This window comes from Leucobacter celer subsp. astrifaciens (genome assembly GCF_001273835.1).
GTDB lineage: Bacteria > Actinomycetota > Actinomycetes > Actinomycetales > Microbacteriaceae > Leucobacter > Leucobacter celer.
On record NZ_JHEI01000141.1, the window covers coordinates 1 to 21,131 of the forward strand.

At 69.7% G+C, this 21,131-nt stretch carries 18 protein-coding genes; 17 read left to right on the forward strand and 1 reads right to left on the reverse strand.

Annotated features, from left to right (window positions below; genetic code table 11):
- Positions 1 to 53: 53 nt before the first annotated feature.
- The 10 genes from pta (at position 54) to AMS65_RS13530 (ending at position 10,487) form a co-directional block, all read left to right on the forward strand.
- Entirely contained in the window at positions 54 to 2,180 is a 2,127-nt protein-coding gene (gene pta / locus AMS65_RS13485) for a phosphate acetyltransferase (RefSeq protein ID WP_053384707.1), read from the forward strand.
- Positions 2,181 to 2,214: 34 nt separating this feature from the next.
- A complete protein-coding gene (locus AMS65_RS13490) occupies positions 2,215 to 3,396 on the forward strand; it encodes an acetate/propionate family kinase (RefSeq protein WP_053384708.1) in 1,182 nt (393 codons plus the stop codon).
- Positions 3,397 to 3,646: 250 nt separating this feature from the next.
- Positions 3,647 to 4,531 (forward strand): ABC transporter permease, encoded by an 885-nt coding sequence (locus tag AMS65_RS13495; protein WP_241489452.1) that lies wholly within the window; start codon positions 3,647 to 3,649, stop codon positions 4,529 to 4,531.
- A 4-nt stretch (positions 4,532 to 4,535) separates the two neighbouring features.
- Complete coding sequence (locus tag AMS65_RS13500; protein ID WP_053384710.1) at positions 4,536 to 5,318, forward strand: ABC transporter permease; 783 nt, start codon at positions 4,536 to 4,538, stop codon at positions 5,316 to 5,318.
- Positions 5,319 to 5,370: 52 nt separating this feature from the next.
- Positions 5,371 to 6,423, forward strand: a complete 1,053-nt coding sequence (locus AMS65_RS13505; RefSeq protein WP_053384711.1) for an ABC transporter substrate-binding protein — start codon at positions 5,371 to 5,373, stop codon at positions 6,421 to 6,423.
- A gap of 38 nt (positions 6,424 to 6,461) precedes the next feature.
- Positions 6,462 to 7,562, forward strand: coding sequence for an ABC transporter ATP-binding protein (locus AMS65_RS13510; RefSeq protein WP_053384712.1), 1,101 nt, complete (start codon positions 6,462 to 6,464; stop codon positions 7,560 to 7,562).
- A gap of 39 nt (positions 7,563 to 7,601) precedes the next feature.
- On the forward strand, positions 7,602 to 8,402 hold the full coding sequence (locus tag AMS65_RS13515) for a carbon-nitrogen hydrolase family protein (RefSeq protein ID WP_053384713.1): 801 nt from the start codon (positions 7,602 to 7,604) through the stop codon (positions 8,400 to 8,402).
- A 26-nt stretch (positions 8,403 to 8,428) separates the two neighbouring features.
- A complete protein-coding gene (locus AMS65_RS13520) occupies positions 8,429 to 9,115 on the forward strand; it encodes an RraA family protein (RefSeq protein WP_053384714.1) in 687 nt (228 codons plus the stop codon).
- 92 nt (positions 9,116 to 9,207) lie between these two features.
- Positions 9,208 to 9,933 (forward strand): 3-keto-5-aminohexanoate cleavage protein, encoded by a 726-nt coding sequence (locus AMS65_RS13525; protein WP_053384715.1) that lies wholly within the window; start codon positions 9,208 to 9,210, stop codon positions 9,931 to 9,933.
- 77 nt (positions 9,934 to 10,010) lie between these two features.
- Positions 10,011 to 10,487: an Lrp/AsnC family transcriptional regulator gene (locus AMS65_RS13530; RefSeq protein WP_053384716.1), complete on the forward strand. Its 477-nt coding sequence runs from the start codon at positions 10,011 to 10,013 to the stop codon at positions 10,485 to 10,487.
- On the opposite strand, the gene AMS65_RS13535 is transcribed toward AMS65_RS13530, so the two are convergent.
- Entirely contained in the window at positions 10,468 to 10,995 is a 528-nt protein-coding gene (locus AMS65_RS13535) for an Lrp/AsnC family transcriptional regulator (protein WP_053384717.1), read from the reverse strand. The two genes, AMS65_RS13530 and AMS65_RS13535, sit on opposite strands and share 20 nt — an antisense overlap.
- Before the next feature lie 151 nt (positions 10,996 to 11,146).
- Between AMS65_RS13535 and AMS65_RS13540 the strand changes: the two genes are divergently transcribed.
- The 7 genes from AMS65_RS13540 (at position 11,147) to AMS65_RS13570 (ending at position 21,118) form a co-directional block, all read left to right on the forward strand.
- Complete coding sequence (locus tag AMS65_RS13540; RefSeq protein ID WP_394324729.1) at positions 11,147 to 14,125, forward strand: DNA polymerase III subunit gamma and tau; 2,979 nt, start codon at positions 11,147 to 11,149, stop codon at positions 14,123 to 14,125.
- 70 nt (positions 14,126 to 14,195) lie between these two features.
- Positions 14,196 to 14,801, forward strand: a complete 606-nt coding sequence (gene recR / locus AMS65_RS13545) for a recombination mediator RecR (RefSeq protein ID WP_053384719.1) — start codon at positions 14,196 to 14,198, stop codon at positions 14,799 to 14,801.
- Positions 14,802 to 14,937: 136 nt separating this feature from the next.
- Entirely contained in the window at positions 14,938 to 16,419 is a 1,482-nt protein-coding gene (locus tag AMS65_RS13550) for a 3' terminal RNA ribose 2'-O-methyltransferase Hen1 (protein ID WP_083451709.1), read from the forward strand.
- Positions 16,419 to 18,998, forward strand: coding sequence for a polynucleotide kinase-phosphatase (locus AMS65_RS13555; protein ID WP_053384720.1), 2,580 nt, complete (start codon positions 16,419 to 16,421; stop codon positions 18,996 to 18,998). The genes AMS65_RS13550 and AMS65_RS13555 overlap by 1 nt, the downstream gene beginning before the upstream one ends.
- A gap of 191 nt (positions 18,999 to 19,189) precedes the next feature.
- A complete protein-coding gene (locus AMS65_RS13560) occupies positions 19,190 to 19,423 on the forward strand; it encodes a hypothetical protein (RefSeq protein WP_053384804.1) in 234 nt (77 codons plus the stop codon).
- Positions 19,420 to 19,773: a hypothetical protein gene (locus AMS65_RS13565; protein ID WP_053384721.1), complete on the forward strand. Its 354-nt coding sequence runs from the start codon at positions 19,420 to 19,422 to the stop codon at positions 19,771 to 19,773. The genes AMS65_RS13560 and AMS65_RS13565 overlap by 4 nt, the downstream gene beginning before the upstream one ends.
- A 67-nt stretch (positions 19,774 to 19,840) precedes the next feature.
- The gene (locus AMS65_RS13570; protein WP_053384722.1) at positions 19,841 to 21,118 is read left to right on the forward strand and encodes an aspartate kinase; all 1,278 of its coding nucleotides are present in this window, start codon (positions 19,841 to 19,843) and stop codon (positions 21,116 to 21,118) included.
- Positions 21,119 to 21,131: the final 13 nt, after the last annotated feature.

Consider the following 21,131-nt stretch of genomic DNA (forward strand, 5'->3'; position numbering starts at 1 on the left):
CGAGTACGGTCTCCGCTCGCCGGAGCTGGGGCTGGGGCAATAGGCTTGAGGGCGTGGCTGCAAGCATCTACCTGACCTCGGCCGAAGGCCGCACCGGGAAGAGCGCCGTCGCCCTCGGGGTGCTCGACGCGCTCCTCGCCGATGCCCCGCGGGTGGGCGTCTTCCGCCCGCTCATCCGCTCCTCCGGCGGGCGGGACCGGGTACTCGAACTGCTGCGCACCCGGGCGACGGCAGAGGTGGCCTACGAGGCCTGCATCGGGGTCACCTACGAGGACGCGCACGCCGATCCCGAGACCGCGATGGTGCGTATCGTCGCCGCGTATCGCGAACTGCAGGAGCACTGCGACGCCGTGATGGTGGTGGGTTCGGACTTCACCGACGTCGCCGCGCCGACGGAGCTGGCCTTCAACGCGAGGATCGCCGCCAACCTCGACACCCCGGTGCTGCTGGTGCTGGGCGGCCGCTCCAACGAGGAGGCCGAGCACCTGGGTCAGCAGCCCGCACGTACGCCGGACGAGATCGCCCAGATCGCCGAGCTGGGGGTCGCCGAGCTGCGCGACGAGCACGCGACCGTGCTCGCGGCGCTCGTGAACCGGGCGGATCCGCAACGCCTGCCCGAGATCGAGCGCGCGGTGTCCGAGGTGCTGCCGGCCGGCATGCCGGTGTGGGCGGTGCCCGAGGAGCTGCTGCTGGTCGCACCGCCGGTCTCCGGGGTGATCGAGGCGGTGGACGGCCGGCTGGTGCGCGGCGGTTCGGACCTGCTGGTGCGCGAGGTGCGCGACGTGGTCGTCGCGGGCATGTCGATGGAGAATGTGCTGCCCCGGCTGCTCGAGGGCTCGGCGGTGGTGATCGCGGCGGATCGCTCGGAGACCCTGCTCGCGGTGACCATGGCGCACGAGGCGCCGACGTTCCCCACGATCGCGGCGGTGGTGCTCAACGGCGATTTCGAGCTGCCCGCCGCGGTGGAACGGCTGCTCGACGGCATCGACTCCACGCTGCCGGTGGTGCGCACCCGCTTCGGCACCTTCGACACGGCTCGGCGCATCTCCCGGGCCAGAGGGCTGCTGACGGAGGAGTCGCCGGCCAAGTTCGATACCGCGCTCGCCCTGTTCGCGCAGCACGTCGACGGAGCGACGCTGCGCGAGCGTCTGCGCTTGCACCGCGGCGGCGTGCGCACACCCGTCATGTTCGCCTACGAGCTCTTCGCCAGAGCTGCCGAGGCTGACGCGCACATCGTGCTGCCGGAGGGCCACGACGACCGGATCCTGCGCGCCGCGAGCACGCTGCTCGCCCGGGGCACGGTGCGTCTCACGATCCTCGGAGAGGAAGCGGCCGTGCGCAAGCGCGGCGGTGAGCTCGGCCTGACGATCGATGCGGCGGAGGTGATCGATCCCGCGACGTCGCCGCTGCGCGAACGGTTCGCCGCCGAGTACACCCGGCTGCGGGCTCACCGGGGAGTCACGCTGGAGCAGGCCAGGGATGCGATGGCCGACGGCAGCTACTTCGGCACGATGATGGTGCACCTCGACCTGGCGGACGGCATGGTCTCCGGCGCGGCGAACACGACCGCCCACACGATCAGGCCGAGCCTCGAGATCATCAAGACCCGGCCGGGGGTCTCGGTGGTTTCGAGCGTGTTCTTCATGGCGCTCGCCGATCGGGTGCTGGTCTACGGGGACTGCGCGGTCAACCCGGACCCGTCCGCGGCCCAGCTGGCCGATATCGCGGTCTCGTCCGCCGATACCGCCGTGCAGTTCGGCGTCGAGCCGAGGATCGCGATGCTCTCCTACTCGACAGGCGAGTCGGGATCGGGCGCCGACGTCGACAAGGTGCGGGAGGCCACCGCACTGGCACGGGCCGCACGACCGGATCTGCTCCTCGAGGGGCCGATCCAGTACGACGCCGCGAGCGATCCCGAGACGGCCGCTGCGAAGCTGCCCGGATCCGAGGTCGCCGGTCGCGCCACGGTCTTCATATTCCCCGATCTGAATACGGGGAACAACACCTACAAGGCGGTGCAGCGCTCGGCCGGGGCCGTGGCGGTGGGGCCGGTGCTCCAGGGGCTCGCGAAACCCGTCAACGACCTCTCGCGCGGGGCCACAGTCGAGGACATCCTCAACACCGTCGCGATCACCGCCGTGCAGGCGGGCGGGCGCCATCGGGCTCCCTCCGCCGATTGAGCGGCGCGCAGCGGAGTCGAAATCGAGGAGCAGAATGAGCCACATCCTGGTGATCAACGCCGGATCGTCATCGATCAAGTACCAGCTGGTCGACCCGGCGAGCGGCGAGCGGTTCGCCTCCGGTCTCGTCGAGCGCATCGGCGAGCCGGAGGGGCGCATCGTGCACCGCGGCGCGCGGGAGGAGGAGCTGGCGATCGCGGCGGCGGACCACACCGCGGCGTTCGAGGCGATGGTGGCGGCCTTCGCCCGGCAGGGCGCATGGGTCGAGAGCCTCGGGATCGCCGCGGTCGGGCATCGTGTGGTGCAGGGCGGCGACGAGTTCGTGGCGCCCACGCTGATCGATGACTCCGTGGCGGAGCGGATCCTGCAGCTCGGGTCGCTGGCCCCGCTGCACAACCCGGGCCAGTACCAGGCCATCGTCGCGGCTCGAGCGCTGTTCCCCGATGCACCGCACGTCGCCGTGTTCGACACCGCATTCCATCAGACCATGCCTCCAAGTGCATACACCTACGCGATCGCCCCCGAGGTCGCAGCGGAGCACGGCGTGCGACGCTACGGGTTCCACGGCATCTCGCACCAGGTGGTGTCGCGTCGGGCAGCGGAGTTCCTCGGGCGGCCGGTCGGAGAGCTGCGGCAGATCGTGCTGCACCTCGGCAACGGCGCCTCGGCGTGCGCCATCGACCGCGGGCGCTCGGTGGACACCTCGATGGGCCTCACTCCGCTCGAGGGGCTGGTGATGGGGACGCGCAGCGGCGACATCGATCCGGGCGCACTGCTGCACCTGCTGCGCGCGGGATACGACGTCGACGATCTCGACCGGCTGCTCAACGCACGGTCGGGGCTGCTCGGTTTCACCGGCACCAACGACTTCCGGGACGTGCGCGCGGCGGCCGAGGCGGGCGATGCCGCGGCCGCACTCGCGATCGACCTCTATGCGCGCCGGATCCGGCACTACCTCGGCGCGTATCTCGTCGAGCTCGGCGGAGCGGACACGATCGTGTTCACGGCCGGCGTGGGCGAGAACAACGCGGCGCTGCGGGCCGAGGTGTGCGCGGATCTCGAGTGGTTCGGGATCCGGATCGATGCCGACCGCAACGAGTCGACCGAGCGCGGCGCGCGCCGCATCAGCGCAGACGACTCCCGCGTGGAGGTCCTCGTCGTGCCCACCGACGAGGAGGCCGAGATCGCGCGCCAGACGCGGCAGCTCGTGGGGTGAACTCCCGGACCGGACGAGGAACGCGCTCGGGAGCTGAATCAGTGGCGAGCGGATGACTGCGGGGCGGGACCGCCCCTGTTTCCGCCGTTCCTGCCGGCTGCTCGAGGGCGCCGTGCGGGCCCTCCTCGCGAACTGCATGAAGATTCGCGGCGTCTCCCACGGATTCCGCAGCCTATTCAGGGGCGCGGCCCTCGCCCCGCGCCCAAGATGGTGAATGTACACAGACCGAAGGCGAGCGCAAAGGAGCAACGTGACATCGACGACACGCATGATTCACCTTGGTCGGAAGGAACGACCGAAACGCGGATCGCTCCTGCTGTTGATCCCGGGGCTGGCCTCGGTCGTGCTGCTGGGCATCCTTCCGCTGTTCATCGTGGCCCGCAACAGCTTCGCCGTCGCCGATAACTACGGCGGCATCACCGGCGGCTTCACCCTGGAGCACTACGCGAAACTCCTCGATCCGGTGTATTCCAAGACGCTCCTGTTCTCGCTCGGCCTCGGCCTCCTGAACACCGTCGTCTGCATCGTGGTCGGCTACCTCACCTCGTACTACATCGTGTCCCGTCCCGAGGGCAGACAGGGACTGCTCCTGCTCCTCGTCATCATCCCGTTCTGGACCGACTTCCTGGTCCGCACGTTCGCGTGGATCACGATCCTCGGTTCGGGCGGACCGATCGCCGGGGTGCTCGGCATCTTCGGCCTCTCCGGATTCTCCATGATCCCGAGCAACGTCGCCGTCATCCTCGGCCTGCTGTACGCCTTCCTGCCCACAGCGATCTTCCCGATCTACGCATCCATGCGATCGATCGATCCCTCGCTCAAGGAGGCCGCGACCGATCTCGGCTGCAGCTGGTGGGGAGTGCACCGCAGGGTGATCCTCCCGCTCAGCAGCCCGGGCATCCTCGGTGCGGCCCTCCTCACCTTCATCCCGACGATGGGCGTGTTCGTGATCCCGGTGCTGCTCGGCGGGGGCAAGGATCCGCTCGTGGGCAACCTCATCGTGACCCTCTACACCGAGTTCCGCAACCAGCCGATGGGCGCGGCCGTGTCGATGGTGCTGCTGGTGCTCATGGTGCTCTCGATGGGTCTGATCGGGCTCTTGCTGAAGCGCACCTCGAACAAGAAGGGAGCGTAGCCCCGTGGACCGCATCGTGAACGGCATCGCCCGTGGAGTATTCGTCTTCCTCTACGTGCCCATCGCCGCAGTGATCATCTACTCGTTCAACGCGGCGGGCACGAACACCCGCTTCGAGGGGTTCACCCTCCAGTGGTACGCCGACCTCTTCCAGGACGGGGCGCTGATGCAGACGCTCCGCACGAGCGCCATCGTAGCGGTGCTCACCGCGACCGTCGCGACGGTCATCGGCATCATGTTCGCCCTCGGCATGACCAGGTACCGGGGCCGCGGCAAGGGCGGACTCCTGGCACTCATCGCGCTGCCCCTCATCGTTCCCGAGATCGTGCTGGGTGTCGCCCTGCTGAGCGTCTTCAGCGCCACGAAGGTGCCGCTCGGGATCGCGACGCTCGTGCTCGGCCACCTCATCGTCTCGCTCCCTCTCGCGACGCTCGTGCTCATGAGCTCGGCGGCGATGCTGGATCCGAGCCTGCCGGAGGCTGCGACCGATCTCGGCTGCACCCCGTGGCAGACCTTCACCCGCGTCTACTTCCCCCTCCTCCGACCCGCGGTCATCGCGGCCTGGCTGCTGAGCTTCACCACCTCGTTCAGCAACATCGTCATGTCGACGTTCCTCAGCGGCGTCGGATCGACCACCCTGCCTCTGCGGATCTACTCGAGCTTGAAGACGGGGCTCACCCCGAGCATCAACGCGCTCGGCGCACTGCTCATCCTCCTCACCCTCGTGATCGTGCTGGCGGTCGGAGTCACGCAGATGCGACGCATCCTCGTCGACTCCCGCTCGTAGCGCTCCGTTCCACGCCTCACCCTCCATCTCACCCATCGAAAGGACAACCGTCATGAAGAAGAAGACTCTTGCTGCCGTCGGCATCGTCGCCGCGCTGGCACTGACCGGCTGCAGCGGAGGCTCCGAAGGCGGCGCCAAGCAGCTCAACGTCTACGCCTGGGCCGACGAGATCCCCCAGAGCGTGTTCGACGCGTTCACCGAGGAGACCGGTATCCAGGTCAACGTCGACAACTTCGACAGCAACGAGACCATGATCTCGAAGCTCGCCGCGGGCAACTCGGGCTACGACATCGTCGAGCCGAGCCAGTACGCCGTGCAGCAGCTCGTCGGACAGGAGCTGGTCGAGCCCCTCGACAAGTCGAAGATCGAGGGCATCGACAACATCGCCGAGACCTTCAAGGACCCGAGCTACGATCCCGGCCTCGAATACTCGGTGCCGTGGGTGTGGGGCACCACCGGCCTCATGTACAACTCCGAGTGCACCGGCGGCGAGGAGATCACGAGCTGGAAGTCGCTCTTCGACCCGAAGTGGGATGGCAAGCTGAACATGCTCGACAACATGCTCGCCGCGTACATCGCCGGCCTGCAGGTCAACGGCTACGGTGCCGACAGCAGCGATGAGCAGGAGATCGCCCGGGCGACGGAGTCGCTCATCGAGCAGAAGAAGATTCTCGCCGGCTACAACTCCACCAACTACGGCGAGCTCGTCGCGAACGGCGACGTCTGCATCTCCGAGGCCTGGGGCGGCACCAGCACGGCGAAGATCGTCGAGGAGAACGAGCATGTCCACTACGTGATCCCCGAAGAGGGCGGCAGCCTGTGGGTCGACGGCCTCGCGATCGCGAAGGGAGCGCCGAACCAGGATGCGGCTTACGAGTTCATCAGCTTCCTGCTGCGTCCGGAGATCGCCGCGATGGCCACGAACGACGGTGGTCTCGCGAGCGCGAACCAGGCGGCGCAGGAGCACGTGAGCGACCAGGGCCTGCTGTCGAATGCCGCGGTCTACGCGTCCGAGGAGCAGGTGGCCCAGGCCGACTTCATCGTCGATCCCGGCGAGGCCATGAAGTTCTACCAGGACGGCTGGACCCGGGTGAAGGCCTCCTGACCAGCACCCGTCGATTCGAGCGAACAGCGATTGGGATCATGAATACGCAGACCACGACCATCACCGCACCGGCCGTCGAGATCGAGGGCATCTCGAAGAGCTTCGACGGGCACCTCGCGGTGCACCCGCTCGACCTCGAGATCGGCGAGAACGAGTTCTTCTCGATCCTCGGCCCCTCGGGGTGCGGCAAGACGACGCTCATGCGGATGATCACCGGCTTCGAGACGCCGAGCAGCGGCAGAGTCAGGCTCGGCGGCGCCGATGTGACCGCCGTGCCGACGCGCAACCGCGATCTCAACATGCTGTTCCAGAGCTACGCGCTCTTTCCCCACCTCACGGTGTTCGACAACGTGGTCTTCGAACTGCGGGTGCGGCGCGTGCCCAAGGCAGAAGCCAACCGTCGTGCGCAGGAGGCGCTGGAGCTCGTGAAGCTCGCCCACCTCGGGGACCGGAAACCCGACCAGCTCTCGGGCGGTCAGCGGCAGCGCGTCGCCCTGGCGCGCGCCGTGGTCTCCGGCCCGAAGGTGGTGCTGCTCGACGAGCCTCTCGGGGCGCTCGACCAGCAGCTCCGGAAGGAGATGCAGTACGAGCTGAAGCGCATGCAGCGCGAGGTCGGCATCACGTTCATCTACGTGACGCACGATCAGGAGGAGGCGCTCACGATGTCGGACCGCATCGCGGTCATGTCGGAGGGCGTCGTCCAGCAGGTCGCTGCGCCCGAGGACATCTACAACAGGCCGGAGACCCGCTTCGTCGCGGGCTTCATCGGCAGCTGCAATCTGCTCGACGTCACGGTGCCGGCAGGATCCACCGGCCAGGAGGTCGGCGCGGTCCTCGACGGCGTCGGGGTGCTCCCCGGCGTGCTGGCCGAGGACGTGCTCCTCGAGCGGTCGGCGACGCTGCTCCTCAGGCCGGAGCGCATCGACGTGCGCCGCGGCGGAGAGGGCGTTGCCGGTGTGGTCGAAACCCTCACCTTCCTCGGCGAGGAATGGCACGTGCACCTCGCGGTCAACGCGGAGACGATGATCAAGGTGTCTCTGCCGAGCCTCGTGAAGGAACGAGATCTTCCCGGCCTCGCCATCGGGGAGGAGCTGCGCATGGCCTGGCGCCCCGAGGACGCGCGGATCGTCATCCGCTGATCCGACCACCGCACGACGAGCACACCAGAGAGAGAACCGATGAGAGTCGCCGTAGCCCAGACATCCCCCGGCATCGATGCCGACGTCAATTTCGCCACGATTCAGCGATACACCGAGGAGGCCGCGTCGCGCGGCGCGCGCCTGGTCGTCTTCCCCGAGGAGGCGGCGCTGCTGGCCGATGACGAGATCAAGCCGCGGATGGTGGAGATCCTGAGCGAGGTGTGGCCCCGCTTCGAAGCGCTGCTCGCGGGGCTCGCGCGGGAGCACGGGGTGACGATCATCGCGGCGGGGTACGAGCCGAACGAGGCGGGGAGCCCGTTCAACACGATCCTCGCCTTCGATCCCGCGGGGGAGGAGATCGCCCGCTACCACAAGATGCACACCTACGATGCGTTCGCCTACCAGGAATCCGCCTACGTCACCCGCGGGTCCGCGCTTCCGCCGATCATCGAGGTCGACGGCCTTCGCGTGGGAATCGCGAACTGCTACGACGTGCGCTTCCCCGAGCTCTTCCGCAGCATGGCGGACCGCGGCGTGGACATCATCTCTCTGTCGGCGGCGTGGGTGTCGGGCAAGGGGAAGGAGGAGCACTGGGAAGTGCTGACGAAGGCCCGTGCCATCGAGAACGTGAGCTGGTTCATCGCCTCCGGCACGGTCGGGCCGGACTCCGTCGGGCTCAGCCGGGTGATCGATCCTCTCGGTGTGGTGGTCGCCGCTGCTGACGCCCACGGTGAGGGCCTGATCATCGCGGATATCGATGAGGAGAGGACCCGCGTCGCCAGGCGCATGCTGCCCGCCCTGGAGAACCGCCGCATCGAACTCTCCTACAGCGTCCAGTAGCAGAACGACCCCGAAAGGAACCAACGATGTTCTTCCACACCGGAGACACCCCGAACGGACTCCCAGACGAACTCCGGGCCAAGCTCGAGCGTTTGAGCTTCCCCACTCTCGGCCACTACCTCGAGGAGGGATTCGCCGATCCCGGGATCCGGCGCATCGTCGCCGCAGGCGGCCGTGTCATCGGCACCGCCTTCACGGTGCGCACCACGGCGACCGATTCCACGGCCCTCCACCACGCCGCGGGAATGATCCAGCCCGGCCAGGTCCTGGTGCTCGACACCGGCGGGGACCGCCGGCACGCCCCGCTCGGCGAGGTCGTCGCGGCCCAGCTCGTGGCGCGCGGCGCCGCCGGAGCCGTCGTCGACGGTGTCGTGACCGACGTCGACGAGATCGATGAGCTCGGGCTCACCGTGCACGCGCGGGGCACGAGCATGCTCACGACGAAGCTGCACGGGATCGACGCCGGCGGTGTCAACATCCCGGTGACCTGCGGCGGAACGGTCGTCCGCCCCGGCGACGCGGTACTCGCCGACGCCAACGGCGTGCTGGTGGTGCCGGTCGATGTGCTCGAGCGGATCGTCGACATCGCGCTCGCGGACGACGCCGAAGAGCCCGGTCTCGTCGCGGAGCTCCGCGGCGGTGCGCCGCTCGGCAGCCTGACCGGCGCGAGTGCGACCGTCGAAACGCTGCTCGCAAGCGATACGCCGCAGTAGCGGCGACCCTCTCCCGCTCACTCTCCCTCGGCGAGCGCGGCCGCGAAGGCCGCTGCTTCGCCGTGCCCGAAAACCCCTGGAAAGGATCAACCATGCTGCTGAAAGCCGCCATCAACGGTGGTCGCCCCGTGGAGGAGCACCCCGCTGTTCCCCGCACGACCGAACAGATCGTCGAGGCGAGTCTCGCCGCGGTCGCGGCGGGCGCCGACGTCGTCCACGCGCACGTGATCGCGGATGACGGCGAGCAGACCATCCACCCGGATGCGGTGGGCGCCTGGGTGCGCGCCATGCGCGCCGCCGATCCCGGGATCGTCATCGGCACCACGACGGGGCTGTGGACGGTGTCCTCGCACGAGGAGCGCATGGCGAGCGTCGCGGCCTGGCCCGCCGACGCGCTGCCCGATTTCGCCTCGGTCGCGTTCTGCGAGGAGGGAGCCGCCGAGGCAGCCGAGCTGGTGCTCGAGCGCGGCATGATCCTGGAGTCCGCGGTGTGGTCGATGGACGATGTGCCGGCGCTGCTCGCCTCGTCGACGCTGCACCGCAACGTGCGCGTGCTCATCGAACCCGAGGTCGAGGATCCCGAACTCGCCGTCGCGCAGTGCCGGGAGATCGCCGCGACGCTCCGTCGCGCGGGCGTGACCGCTCCGATCCTGTACCACGGCTACGACGAGACGGTCTGGCCGGTCGTCGAAGCCGCGATCGAGGATGGCTGCGAGACCAGGATCGGCTTCGAGGACGGGGTCACCATGCCCGACGGCTCCATGCCGCGGGACAACGCCGAGCTGGTGCGCGCGGTGCGCGAACTGGACCCTCGCTGACCGCTCCGCCGGGTTCACGCGCGCCCCTCTCACCCGAGCCGCTACCCTGGGGTACAGCGGTGAGAGGGGCGGGCGGCATGCTGGACGATCTGGATCGGCGGCTCATCGAGATGCTCGCGCGCGACGGACGACGGAGCTTCGCCTCCCTCGCCGAAGAGCTGGGGGTCTCGCAGTCGACGGTGCGCACGCGTCTCGCGAAACTGCGGGAGGACGATGCGCTGCAGATCGTCGCACTGTGCAATGCGCTGCTGCTCGGCCACCAGGTCGTCCGCCTGCTGCTGCGAGTGCGAAATCTGACCCCGCGTTCCGTGGCGAACGGACTGCTCGGCATCAACCAGATCAACCACGTCGCGCTGGTCGCGGGATCCCACGACCTGTATCTCGAGGCGACCTGCCGAGATCAGCCGCAGCTCATCGACCTGATGGATGAGATCCGCCGGCACCCGGGCGTGGCCTCGATCCAGCCGATCATCGTCACCTCTCTGGCCAAGGACTACACCTGGGAGGGGCTGCGCGGCACCGCCGGGCAGAGCATCAGCGACCCGGACGGCTGAGAAGCCGCCCCGCGCGATTCGCCGGGAGCGGCTCGCGGAAGCCCTGCCACAGGTACGTGTCCTTCATCACCTCGAGCACGGTGAGCGTCTCGAGGTCGGAGATGCCGCGAATCCTGCGCAGATCCTGCAGCACGATCTTGCCGAGCTCCTGCGCGTCCTGCGCGACCACGTCGAGAATGATGTCGTAGTAGCCGAGCGCGCACGCGACGTACTTCACCTGCGGATGATCCGCGATCTCCTGGGCGACGCGGGCGACGGGGACCTCGGAGACGCGGATGCCGATGTGGGCCGCGATCCCGCCGATCTTCGTCTCGTCGTACATTCCGGCGACGTAGATGATGCCGAGCGAGACGAGACGGTTGTACCGCTGCCTGACCGTGGGCTCCGAGAACCCGATCCGGCGGCCGATCTCCGAGAAGGAGAGACGGCCGTCCACGCGGAGCTCGTCGATGATGTCCCGGTCGACATCGTCGAGAAGGGCTTCCTCCTGCTGCTTCACCGCATCCACGGCATCAGTGTACCTTCGGCGTTCTCTCCCGGGTGCCGGATCGCGGTCCGACGGGGCGCGAGAACGTTTTCCTCGGCTCGCGATCGAGCCCCGCGAGCCGGTCGGAGCGACTTCGGGCCGAATGTCGGGGGTCGCCGGTAGCATGGACCCCGTGGTTGCCGCACTGTATCGCCGTTATCGGCCAGAAACGTTCACCGAGATGATCGGTCAGTCGCAGGTGACCGAACCGCTCATGACGGCCCTGCGCACCGGACGCATCGGCCATGCCTACCTCTTCAGCGGCCCGCGCGGCTGCGGCAAGACCACTTCGGCCCGGATCCTGGCGCGCTGCCTCAACTGCGCCGAGGGACCCACCGACACCCCGTGCGGCACCTGCCCCAGCTGCGTGGAGCTGAGCCGGGACGGCGGGGGATCGCTCGACGTCGTGGAGATCGACGCCGCGAGCCACGGCGGCGTCGACGATGCGCGCGACCTGCGCGAGCGCGCCGTATTCGCACCCGCCCGCGACCGCTACAAGATATTCATCATCGACGAGGCCCACATGGTCACGGCGGCCGGCTTCAACGCGCTGCTCAAGATCGTCGAGGAGCCGCCGCCCCACGTGAAGTTCGTCTTCGCCACCACCGAACCCGACAAGGTCATCGGCACGATCCGCTCGCGCACCCATCACTACCCGTTCCGGCTCATCGCGCCCGGTGCGCTCATCGACTACGTGCAGTCGCTCTGCGACAGCGAGGGCGTGCAGGTCGAGCCGGGCGTGCTGCCGCTCGTGGTGCGGGCCGGCGGCGGCTCGCCACGAGACACCCTCTCGATCCTCGACCAGCTCATCGCGGGTTCCGAGGGCGACCTGGTCTCCGCCGAGCGCGCGGCCGGGCTGCTCGGCTTCACGCACGCCGAACTGCTCGACGACGCGGTCGCGGCGTTCGGCGCCCACGATCCCGCCGCGGTGTTCCGCGCCACGGACCGAGTGGTGCAGACGGGGCAGGATCCCCGGCGCTTCGTCGAGGATCTGCTGGAGCGCCTGCGCGACCTCATCGTCGTGAGCGCCACCACGGTCGACGGCGCGGCGGCGGTGTTCCGGGGAGTGCCGCAGGACCAGCTCACGCGCATGTTCGAGCAGGCCCAGAGCTTCGGACCCGGTGAGCTGTCGCGCATCGCGGACGTGGTGAGCGGTGCGCTCGACAAGATGGCCGGGGCCACCGCTCCCAGGCTGCAACTCGAACTGATGGTGGCCCGCGCGCTCGTGCAGAGCGGAACGCCGCAGACTCCGGCGGCAGCACCGGCGGGTCGCGCCGCCACCGCGCCACCGGCCGCCTCGCAGACGGAGCGCACGCAGCAGGCCGCTCGGCCGGCCGGCGCCAACGGTGCCGCGGGGCCGCGGGTCGGCGCTCCGGGGCCGGTCGCGGCACCGCCGGCACCGCGGCCCGACCCGCTCGCGGCCCTCGCCGCAGCGCGCAGCGCGGTGAACGAGCCGCAGGCTGCAGAGGCAGAGCGGGTCCAGTCGCAGCAGCAACCGCAGCCCGCGGCCGATCCGGGGCCGCAGGCGCCGAACGCAGCCGAGACCGCGGCCTCGATCCGGAGCTTCCTGCGCGAGGACCCGGCCGGTGCCGCGCTCCAGCAGGGCGCATCGGATCCTCAGGCCGAGCAAGCGCCGCGACCGGCCGAGCAGCCCCCTGCGAGCTCGTCGGCTCCGAGTCCCTCGGCTCCGAGCTCTTCAGGGCCGAGTTCTTCGGGGCCGAGTTCTGCGGCTCCGGGTTCTTCGGCCGAGCGCCATCCGAACGAGGCCGCGGCCTCCTTCGGGAGGCCCATCTCGGACGTGCTCAGCGCGGCCGACATCGCGAGTATCGGCTCCGAGCCGCCCGCGCCGGTTCGGGCCGCTCCGCAGCCGCCCGAATCGCCCGGACCCGAAGCCCCCGAGGCCCCGGCCCCGGGCGCAGCATCCGCGCAGGCTCCTGCTCCCGAGCCCGACGGGGCGCCCGCCCTCGATCAGCCTTCGGAGACGGCGGACGATTCCGCGGAGCACGACGAAGCAGCCTCCGGCGGGTTCGACGACCTGGTCGAACTCTGGCCCGAGCTGCTCGAGGAGATCCTGCAGCAGGACCGCGACGCCTGGAACGCCGTGCGCGCTGTGACGCCGCTCGCGCTGGAGGGCGACGTGCTCAGCGTCGGGCTCGCCTCGCAGTCCGACCTGGCCGCGTTCAAGGCCGCGGGTGCCGGACCGCTTCGCGATACGATCCACGCCGCCATCGGCGTGAGCGTGAAGTACGTGCCGAAGCGCGTCGCCGCGCGCGAGGGCGCCGCGCCGGGCGAAGGCCCGGGCGGACAGCAGCGGCCACCGCAGCCCGACGCAGAGGAGCCTCACCGAGCCGGCCCAACCGATGCGCCCGCGGTCGACATGAGCGACCCCGTGCAGCGTGCCGCCGCGAGGCTGAGCGCGCTCGGTCCGGCCCTCGCCGCGCCGGGCTGGGCGGGGCCGGTTCCCGCCGAACCCGCGACGACCGCCGTCTCCGATGAGGCGCGGCCCGATCCCGAACCGGGCGATCGAGCAGCAGCCGATCGGGAGCCCGTCGCGCCGAGCGGGCCGGTGCCGAACCCGGCGGGTGAGCACCCCTCGGATCCGAAGCGGCCCGAGACGAGCGAGTTCAGTGCCGCGGTCGCGGAACAGGCGCATCCGGCAGACGCGACGGAAACGGCGAGGCCGGCGGGGTCCGGTGCCTCCGACGACAGTGCTTACGGTGATGGCGCCTATGACGACGGCGCCGACGGTGCCTACGGCGACTCCGACCCGTACGACGACCCCTACGAGGGCGGCGATCCCTACGCCGGCGCGAGCGGCAGCGCCGCGATCCCGGCCGCCGCACCTCCCGCGGCTGCTGCACCGACGGTCGCCGCGTCCGCACCGGCGTCTTCCGCACCGGCGTCCTCCGCACCGGCGTCCTCCACACCTGTGCCGCCGGCACCGGTGGCCGCCGGCGGGTCCGACTCGGATGGCCCCGCGGCCGGGGCACCCGGCGATCCCGCGCAGCCGAAGCGCGCCGCCCCCGCCTTCACCCGGTACGGCGAGGCCGTCGTGCGAGAGGTCCTCGGTGCGAGATTCCTCGAGGAGCGCCCACTCCCTCCGAGCCAATGACGGGCACTGCGCCTGACCGCGCTGCGCCGCCCCACCCGCCCACAGCAGACCGATTCCGCGAGGAGACACCGTGTACGACGGCATCGTCCAAGACCTGATCGACGAGTTCGGCAGGCTGCCCGGCATCGGTCCGAAGTCGGCGCAGCGCATCGCCTTCCACATTCTGCAGACGCAGAACTTCGACGTCTCGCGCCTCGCCGAGCTGCTCTCCGAAGTGCGCGAGAAGGTGCGCTTCTGCGAGGTGTGCGGCAACATCACCGAGCAGGAGCGGTGCTCGATCTGCCGCGATCCTCGGCGCGACCAGACCCTCATCTGCGTCGTAGAGGAGCCCAAGGACGTGGTCGCGATCGAGCGCACCCGGCAGTTCCGAGGCCTCTACCACGTGCTGGGCGGCGCGATCAGCCCGATCGACGGCATCGGCCCGGACGACCTCAGCATCCCCGCCCTCATGCGCCGACTGAACGCGGGAACCGGCGATGAGGCGGTGCGAGAGGTGATCCTCGCCACCGACCCGAACCTCGAGGGCGAGGCGACGGCCGCATATCTCTCGCGTCTGCTCACGAGCATCGAGGTGCCCGTGTCGCGCCTCGCCTCGGGCCTGCCGGTGGGCGGCGATCTCGAGTTCGCCGACGAGGTGACCCTCGGTCGTGCCTTCGAGGGGCGTCGCAAAGTCTAGAGATCCACGTCAGATCAGCAGCGCCCGCCCCGGGCGGTGCAGCAGCGCCGTACCGCACGGCGCTCGGTCCCCGCCCTGCGGAGCACGCACCGAGCGACTGGTATCGTTCCACGAGGGCGACGCGAGAGGAACGCAGATGCTGGTGACGCTGAGCTACGAACCCGGGATGCGACTCGAGAACGGGGCGGCTACCGCGTCCGAGTCCCACGCAGCGGACGCCACTGCGCTCAGCCATCTTCTCCGCAAGCACCCGGAGCGCGTTCAGACGTTCTCGGCACCCGTGGGCGACATCCACGTCTTCTACCCCGAGGTGACCCCCGAGCGCTGCACCGTCGCCATGCTGCTCGAGGTGGATCCGGTCGGGCTCGTCCGCAGCAAGCGGTTTCGCGGCGACCCGATGTCGCTCGGGCACTACGTGAACGATCGTCCCTACGCGGCTTCCAGCATGCTCGCCGTCGCGATCGGAACGGTGTTTCGATCGGCGATGAGCGGCCGGAGCGAAGCCTTCCCCGAACTGGCTGCGTCTCCCATGCCGCTGCACATCGAGATTCCGGTCGTGTCCGCGGGAGGCAACCAGAGGGATCTCGCCCGACGGCTCTTCGAGGGGTGCGGCTGGCAGTACGCGGAGGACGTCGTTCCACTCGACCCCGCGTTCCCGGAGTGGGGAGCGTCGCGGTACCGATCGGTGGAACTGCGAGGGATCGTTCCGCTCTCGCACGCACTGCGCCAGCTCTACGTGCTGCTGCCCGTGCTCGACGACTCCAAGCACTACTGGGTGGGCGACGCCGAGGTCGAGAAGCTAACGCGAGCGGGAGACGGGTGGTTGGCGACCCACCCTGAGCGCGAGCTGATCACTCGCCGCTATCTCCTCAATCAGCGCGATCTCGTCGCCAGGTCGGAGGCTGCGCAAGATCTCGCTCCCGAGGACCCGGCCCGCGATGAGGCCTCCGCGGTGAGACCGCAGACGGTCACCGGCACCCGGGAGCAACCCGATGCTGCAACGCAGGGTGTCCCGCTCCGGATCCAGCGGGCAGAGGCGGTGCTTGACGTGCTGCACGAGGTGCGTGCGCACACGGTGATCGACATGGGGTGCGGCCCCGGCGCCCTGCTGACGAGGCTGGCGGGGGACCGATCCTTCACGCGGATCGTCGGCAGCGATGTCTCCGCCCGCTCGCTCGAGCAGGCGGCAAGAGCTCTGAAGCTCGACCGTGCCTCGGATGTCCAGCGGGAGCGCATCGAACTCCTCCACGGCTCGGTGGTCTACCGCGACACGCGACTGCAGGGCTTCGACGCCATGGTGCTGATGGAGGTCATCGAGCACGTCGATCCCTCGCGCCTGGACGCGCTGGAGGACTCCGTCTTCGTCTGCGCGCGGCCGGGCGCGGTGATCGTGACCACCCCGAACGTCGAGTACAACCGCCTGTACCCGGACCTCGAGCACGGCGGCGCGCGCCACGACGACCACCGCTTCGAGTGGACCCGCGCCGAGTTCCGGGCCTGGGCGGAGGGCGTCGCGGAGCGCCGCGGCTACTCCGTCGGGTTCCGGCCGATCGGCGGCGAGCATCCCGACTGCGGCGCACCGACCCAACTGGCGCTCTTCCGAAGGGAGGCCGCGTGATGAGCACCGCACCGCGCAGACCCGACGCGGCGTCCGGTACCGCCCCGGATTTCGCGCTCGCGCTCCCCAAGATGTCGCTCGTCGTGCTGATCGGCGCCTCAGGCTCCGGGAAATCGACGTTTGCGCGCCGCCACTTCGGCGAGTACGAGGTGCTGTCGAGCGACACGTTCCGGGGGATGGTGTCCAACGACGAGACGGACCAGGCGGCGACCTCGGCCGCGTTCGCCGCGTTGCAGTTCGTCGCGGGCAAACGGCTCGAAGCCGGACTCCTGACCGTGGTCGACGCCACCAGCGTGCAGCCGAGCGCGCGCAGAGAACTCGTCGCGCTCGCGCGTCGGCACGACGTGCTGCCGGTCGCGATCGTCTTCGATCTCCCGGAGTCGCTGTGCGTGGCCCGAAACGCCGAGCGCACCGCCGCCGGCAGCGCCCGCGGGGTCGCCCCGGGGGTCGTGAAACGGCAGAGCGATCAGCTCCGGCGCAGCCTTCGCAACCTCGGCCGCGAGGGCTTCCGCCGGGTGCATACCCTGCGCAGCGAGGAGCAGGTCGACGCCGCGACGATCGTGCGCGAACCGCTGTTGAACGACCGCAGCTGGGATCGGGGCCCCTTCGACGTGATCGGCGATGTTCACGGGTGCCGGAGCGAGCTGGAGGCGCTGCTGACCGAGCTCGGGTACGAACTCGTGCGCGACACGGCCGGTCGGCCGGTCGACGCCAGCCATCCGGAGGGGCGGCGCGTCATCTTCCTGGGCGACCTCGTGGATCGCGGACCGGATTCACCGGGTGTGCTGCGCCTGGCGATGGGGATGGTGGCGGCTGAGCACGCGCTGGCGGTTCCCGGCAATCACGAGGCCAAGCTCGTGCGTGCGCTCAGGGGCGCCAAGGTGTCGACCGGGCACGGGCTCGCCGAGACGCTCGCGCAGCTCTCGGGCGAGACGGCCGAGTTCCGGGACGAGGTGCTGACGTTCTGCGACGGGCTGATCTCCCACCTAGTGCTCGACAGCGGCGAGCTCGTCGTCGCGCACGCCGGGCTCAAGGAGCAGTACCACGGGCGGGCCTCGGGCCGGGTGCGCGAGTACGCGCTCTACGGCGACGTGACCGGCGAGACCGACGAGCACGGCCTGCCGATCCGCCTGCCCTGGGCCAACGACTACCGCGGTCGCGCCGCGGTGCTGTACGGGCACACGCCCGTCCCCGCGCTCGTGTGGACGAACAACACGGCGTGCCTCGACACCGGCTGCGTTTTCGGGGGCTCCCTCTCGGCCATGCGCTACCCCGAGCGCGAGGTGGTCCAGGTCCCCGCGGAGCAGACCTGGGCCGAACCGATCCGCCCGCTCGAAGCGCTCAACCCTGAACGGGAGCCGGGCATCCTGCGCCTCGACGACGTCCAGGGGCGACTGCGCGTCGAGACGAGCACGCACGGTCGCATCGGGATCAATGAGCGCCAGTCCGCCGGGGGCCTCGAGACCATGAGCCGCTGGGCGATCGATCCGCGCCGACTGCTCTACCTGCCGCCGACGATGTCGCCCCCGAAGAGCTCGTCGGTTCCCGGGTACCTCGAGCACCCGCGCGAGGCTTTCGAGTACTTCCTCGCGGAGGGCATCACGGAGGTCATCTGCGAGGAGAAGCACATGGGCTCGCGGGCGACGGCGCTTCTCGCGCGGGATCCGGCACGCTTCGATGCGCCGGAGGCGTGGCGCGGCACCATCTACACGCGAACCGGCCGGCCGTTCTTCGGGCGAGACGAGGAATCCGCGATGCTCGAGCGGATGCACGCCGCGCTCGACACCGCGGGAGTCTGGGAGGAGCTCGGGGCCGAGTGGGTGCTGCTGGACGGGGAGATGCTGCCGTGGTCGCTGAAGGCCGGTGACCTGATCCGGGATCTCTACGCCTCGGCGGCGGCATCGGGTCTCGCGGCGACGACCGCTGCGGAGCAGGCGCTCGCCGCAGCGGAGGCGTCCGGTCTGGACGTGCGGGCGATCTCGGCACGGATGGCCTCGCGCCATGCCGATCTCGAGCGGTTCCGCGACACCTATCGTCGATACGTCGGGCAGCCGGGCGAGGTGCGGTTCGCGCCGTTCCAGGTGCTCGCGGCAGGCGACAAGACCTATGAGAAGACCGATCACGGCTGGCACCTCGGGATCGCCGACCGCCTGGTCGGTGCGGCCCCTGAGCTGTTCCATGCGACGGGTCGGCTGCGCGTGGATCTCAGCGATCCCGCGGCGGTCGAGCGGGCGGTGCGGTGGTGGCTGGACCTGACCGAGCGCGGCGGGGAGGGCATGGTGGTGAAGCCGTTCGCCAACCTCACCCGGACCTCGAAGGGGCTGGTGCAGCCCGGAATCAAGGTCAGAGGGCGCGAGTACCTGCGGATCATCTACGGGCCGGGTTACGCGGAGGAGCAGGATCTCGCCCGGCTCCGGGAGCGGAACACGGGGCAGAAGCGCTCGCTCGCGGGGCGCGAGTACGCGCTCGGGATCGAGTCGCTGCACCGGGTCGCCAGAGGCGAACCGCTCTGGAAGGTGCACGAGGCGGTGTTCGCGATCCTGGCGCTCGAATCGGATCCCATCGACCCCAGGCTGTAGCACGCATATGCGGGCGGACGGACTGGTCATCGCCCGTTGCCCGCGGATTCGAGATGCTGCGCACCGGCCGGAGGAGCCGGGCGAGGATACGCGCGACCCCCGCTCTGCGCCACCCCCTGGTCGGCCACCGCCCTTCGGAGGAGTCTGAAGACATCGAGCGCCCTTCCGGGCGTTCGAGGGAGGACTTCATCATGGCTACCTGCGACACCTGCGGAAACGATTACGACAAGACCTTCACCGTGACGAGGGGCGCTACCAGCGGAACCTTCGACAGCTTCGAGTGCGCGGCGCAGGCGATGGCGCCGGAGTGCTCCCACTGCGGCTGTCGCATTCTCGGCCACGGCGTCGAGACCGATGGCTCGATCTACTGCTGCGCGCACTGCGCCAGGGCGGTGGGGGAGCACGAACTCGTGGACCGGGCATGACCGCCCCCGAAGGGGGCGATCGCCGCGCGCGCCCCGATCCCACGAAGATGAAGAACCAGCCGGCGCTGCAGACCTCGAGCGGCCTGATCTGGGTGGTGATGGCCGGGCTCTTCGCGATCCTCAGCCTCGTACCGCTCGTCATGCTGGCCGTCTCGGCCGGGGCATCGCAGCCCATCGCCCTGACGGCGGCCGCGCTGGTCGTGCTGCTCTACGCGCTGCTGGTCGTGCTGCGGCTGACGATCCCGGCCGGACCGCGCCGCCTGCGCTGGCTGGCGGTCTGCATGCTGACCATGGCCCTCGTCGCGCTCCTCGGCGTCTGGCTGTGCGCGCTGATCGAGAACCAGGCGTAACGGAGGGTTCGCCGAGCTGCGGTCGGATAGACTGGTCGTTCGCGTAGCATTTTGAGGAGGAACCCGCGTGGCGTTGATCGTGCAGAAGTTCGGGGGTTCGTCCGTTGCCGATGCTGAGAGCATCAAGCGCGTCGCCAAGCGCATCGTCGAGGCCCGCAGGGCTGGCAACGATGTCGTCGTCGCGGTGAGCGCCATGGGCGACACCACCGATGAGCTGCTCGACCTCGCGGCCGCGTGCACGCCGATTCCCGCTCCCCGCGAGCTCGACATGCTGCTGACCGCCGGCGAGCGCATCTCGATGGCGCTGCTGGCCATGACGATCAAGGGCATGGGCATCGAGGCGCTCTCGTTCACCGGCAGCCAGGCGGGCATGATCACGACCGCCGAGCACGGCGCAGCCAAGATCGTCGACGTCACGCCCGGCCGTGTCCGCGAGGCGCTGGATCAGGGCGCCGTGGCCATCGTAGCCGGTTTCCAGGGCTTCAGCCGCGACTCCCGTGACATCACCACGTTGGGCCGGGGAGGATCCGACACCACGGCCGTGGCGCTCGCCGCCGCCCTCGGGGCCGACGTCTGCGAGATCTACACCGATGTCGACGGCATCTTCACCACCGACCCCCGTATCGTGCCGCTGGCGCGCAAGATCGACGCCATCACCGCCGAGGAGATGCTCGAACTCGCCGCGGCCGGCGCCAAGGTGCTGCACCTGCGCGCGGTGGAGTACGCCCGCCGTCACGGCGTCGTCCTGCACGTCCGCTCGTCCTTCTCCGACGAGCACGGCACCATCGTCTACGACCCCGCGAAGGGGCATCCGAAGGGAGATCAGGTGGAAGAGCCGATCATCACTGGTATCGCCGCAGAGAAGAGCGAGGCCAAGGTCACCGTCGGCGGTGTGCCCGACGCGCCGGGCAAGGCCGCGCAGATCTTCGAGATCGTGGCGAAGACCAACGCCAATGTCGACATGATCGTCCAGAACGTCTCGGCTGCGCAGACGAACCGCACCGATATCTCCTTCACGATCCCAGTCGGCGACGGCCGCCGAGTGATCGAGGCCCTCGAAGCCGAGCGCGAGGCGCTCGAGTTCGAGAGCCTGCAGTACGACGATCAGATCGCCAAGGTCGCGGTGGTGGGCGCCGGTATGCGCACCAGCACGGGTGTCTCGGCGCAGCTCTTCCGCGCGCTCTACGAGGCGGACATCAACATCGAGATGATCTCGACCTCGGAGATCCGCATCTCCGTCGTCACTCGCGCCGACCTCATGGACAAGGCGGTGCGCGTGCTGCACACGGCCTTCGGCCTCGACGCCGACACCGAGGCCACCGTCTACGCGGGCACCGGCCGCTAAGCAATCGCCACTC

Excerpts from the sequence above, each read along its gene's own strand:
- AMS65_RS13510 (WP_053384712.1), top strand. The coding sequence starts at position 6,462 with ATGAATACGCAGACCACGACCATCACCGCACCGGCCGTCGAGATCGAG.
- AMS65_RS13555 (WP_053384720.1), top strand. The coding sequence starts at position 16,419 with ATGAGCACCGCACCGCGCAGACCCGACGCGGCGTCCGGTACCGCCCCG.
- AMS65_RS13505 (WP_053384711.1), top strand. The coding sequence starts at position 5,371 with ATGAAGAAGAAGACTCTTGCTGCCGTCGGCATCGTCGCCGCGCTGGCA.
- AMS65_RS13520 (WP_053384714.1), top strand. The coding sequence starts at position 8,429 with ATGTTCTTCCACACCGGAGACACCCCGAACGGACTCCCAGACGAACTC.
- AMS65_RS13530 (WP_053384716.1), top strand. The coding sequence starts at position 10,011 with ATGCTGGACGATCTGGATCGGCGGCTCATCGAGATGCTCGCGCGCGAC.
- AMS65_RS13515 (WP_053384713.1), top strand. The coding sequence starts at position 7,602 with ATGAGAGTCGCCGTAGCCCAGACATCCCCCGGCATCGATGCCGACGTC.
- AMS65_RS13550 (WP_083451709.1), top strand. The coding sequence starts at position 14,938 with ATGCTGGTGACGCTGAGCTACGAACCCGGGATGCGACTCGAGAACGGG.
- AMS65_RS13525 (WP_053384715.1), top strand. The coding sequence starts at position 9,208 with ATGCTGCTGAAAGCCGCCATCAACGGTGGTCGCCCCGTGGAGGAGCAC.
- AMS65_RS13560 (WP_053384804.1), top strand. The coding sequence starts at position 19,190 with ATGGCTACCTGCGACACCTGCGGAAACGATTACGACAAGACCTTCACC.
- AMS65_RS13565 (WP_053384721.1), top strand. The coding sequence starts at position 19,420 with ATGACCGCCCCCGAAGGGGGCGATCGCCGCGCGCGCCCCGATCCCACG.
- AMS65_RS13490 (WP_053384708.1), top strand. The coding sequence starts at position 2,215 with ATGAGCCACATCCTGGTGATCAACGCCGGATCGTCATCGATCAAGTAC.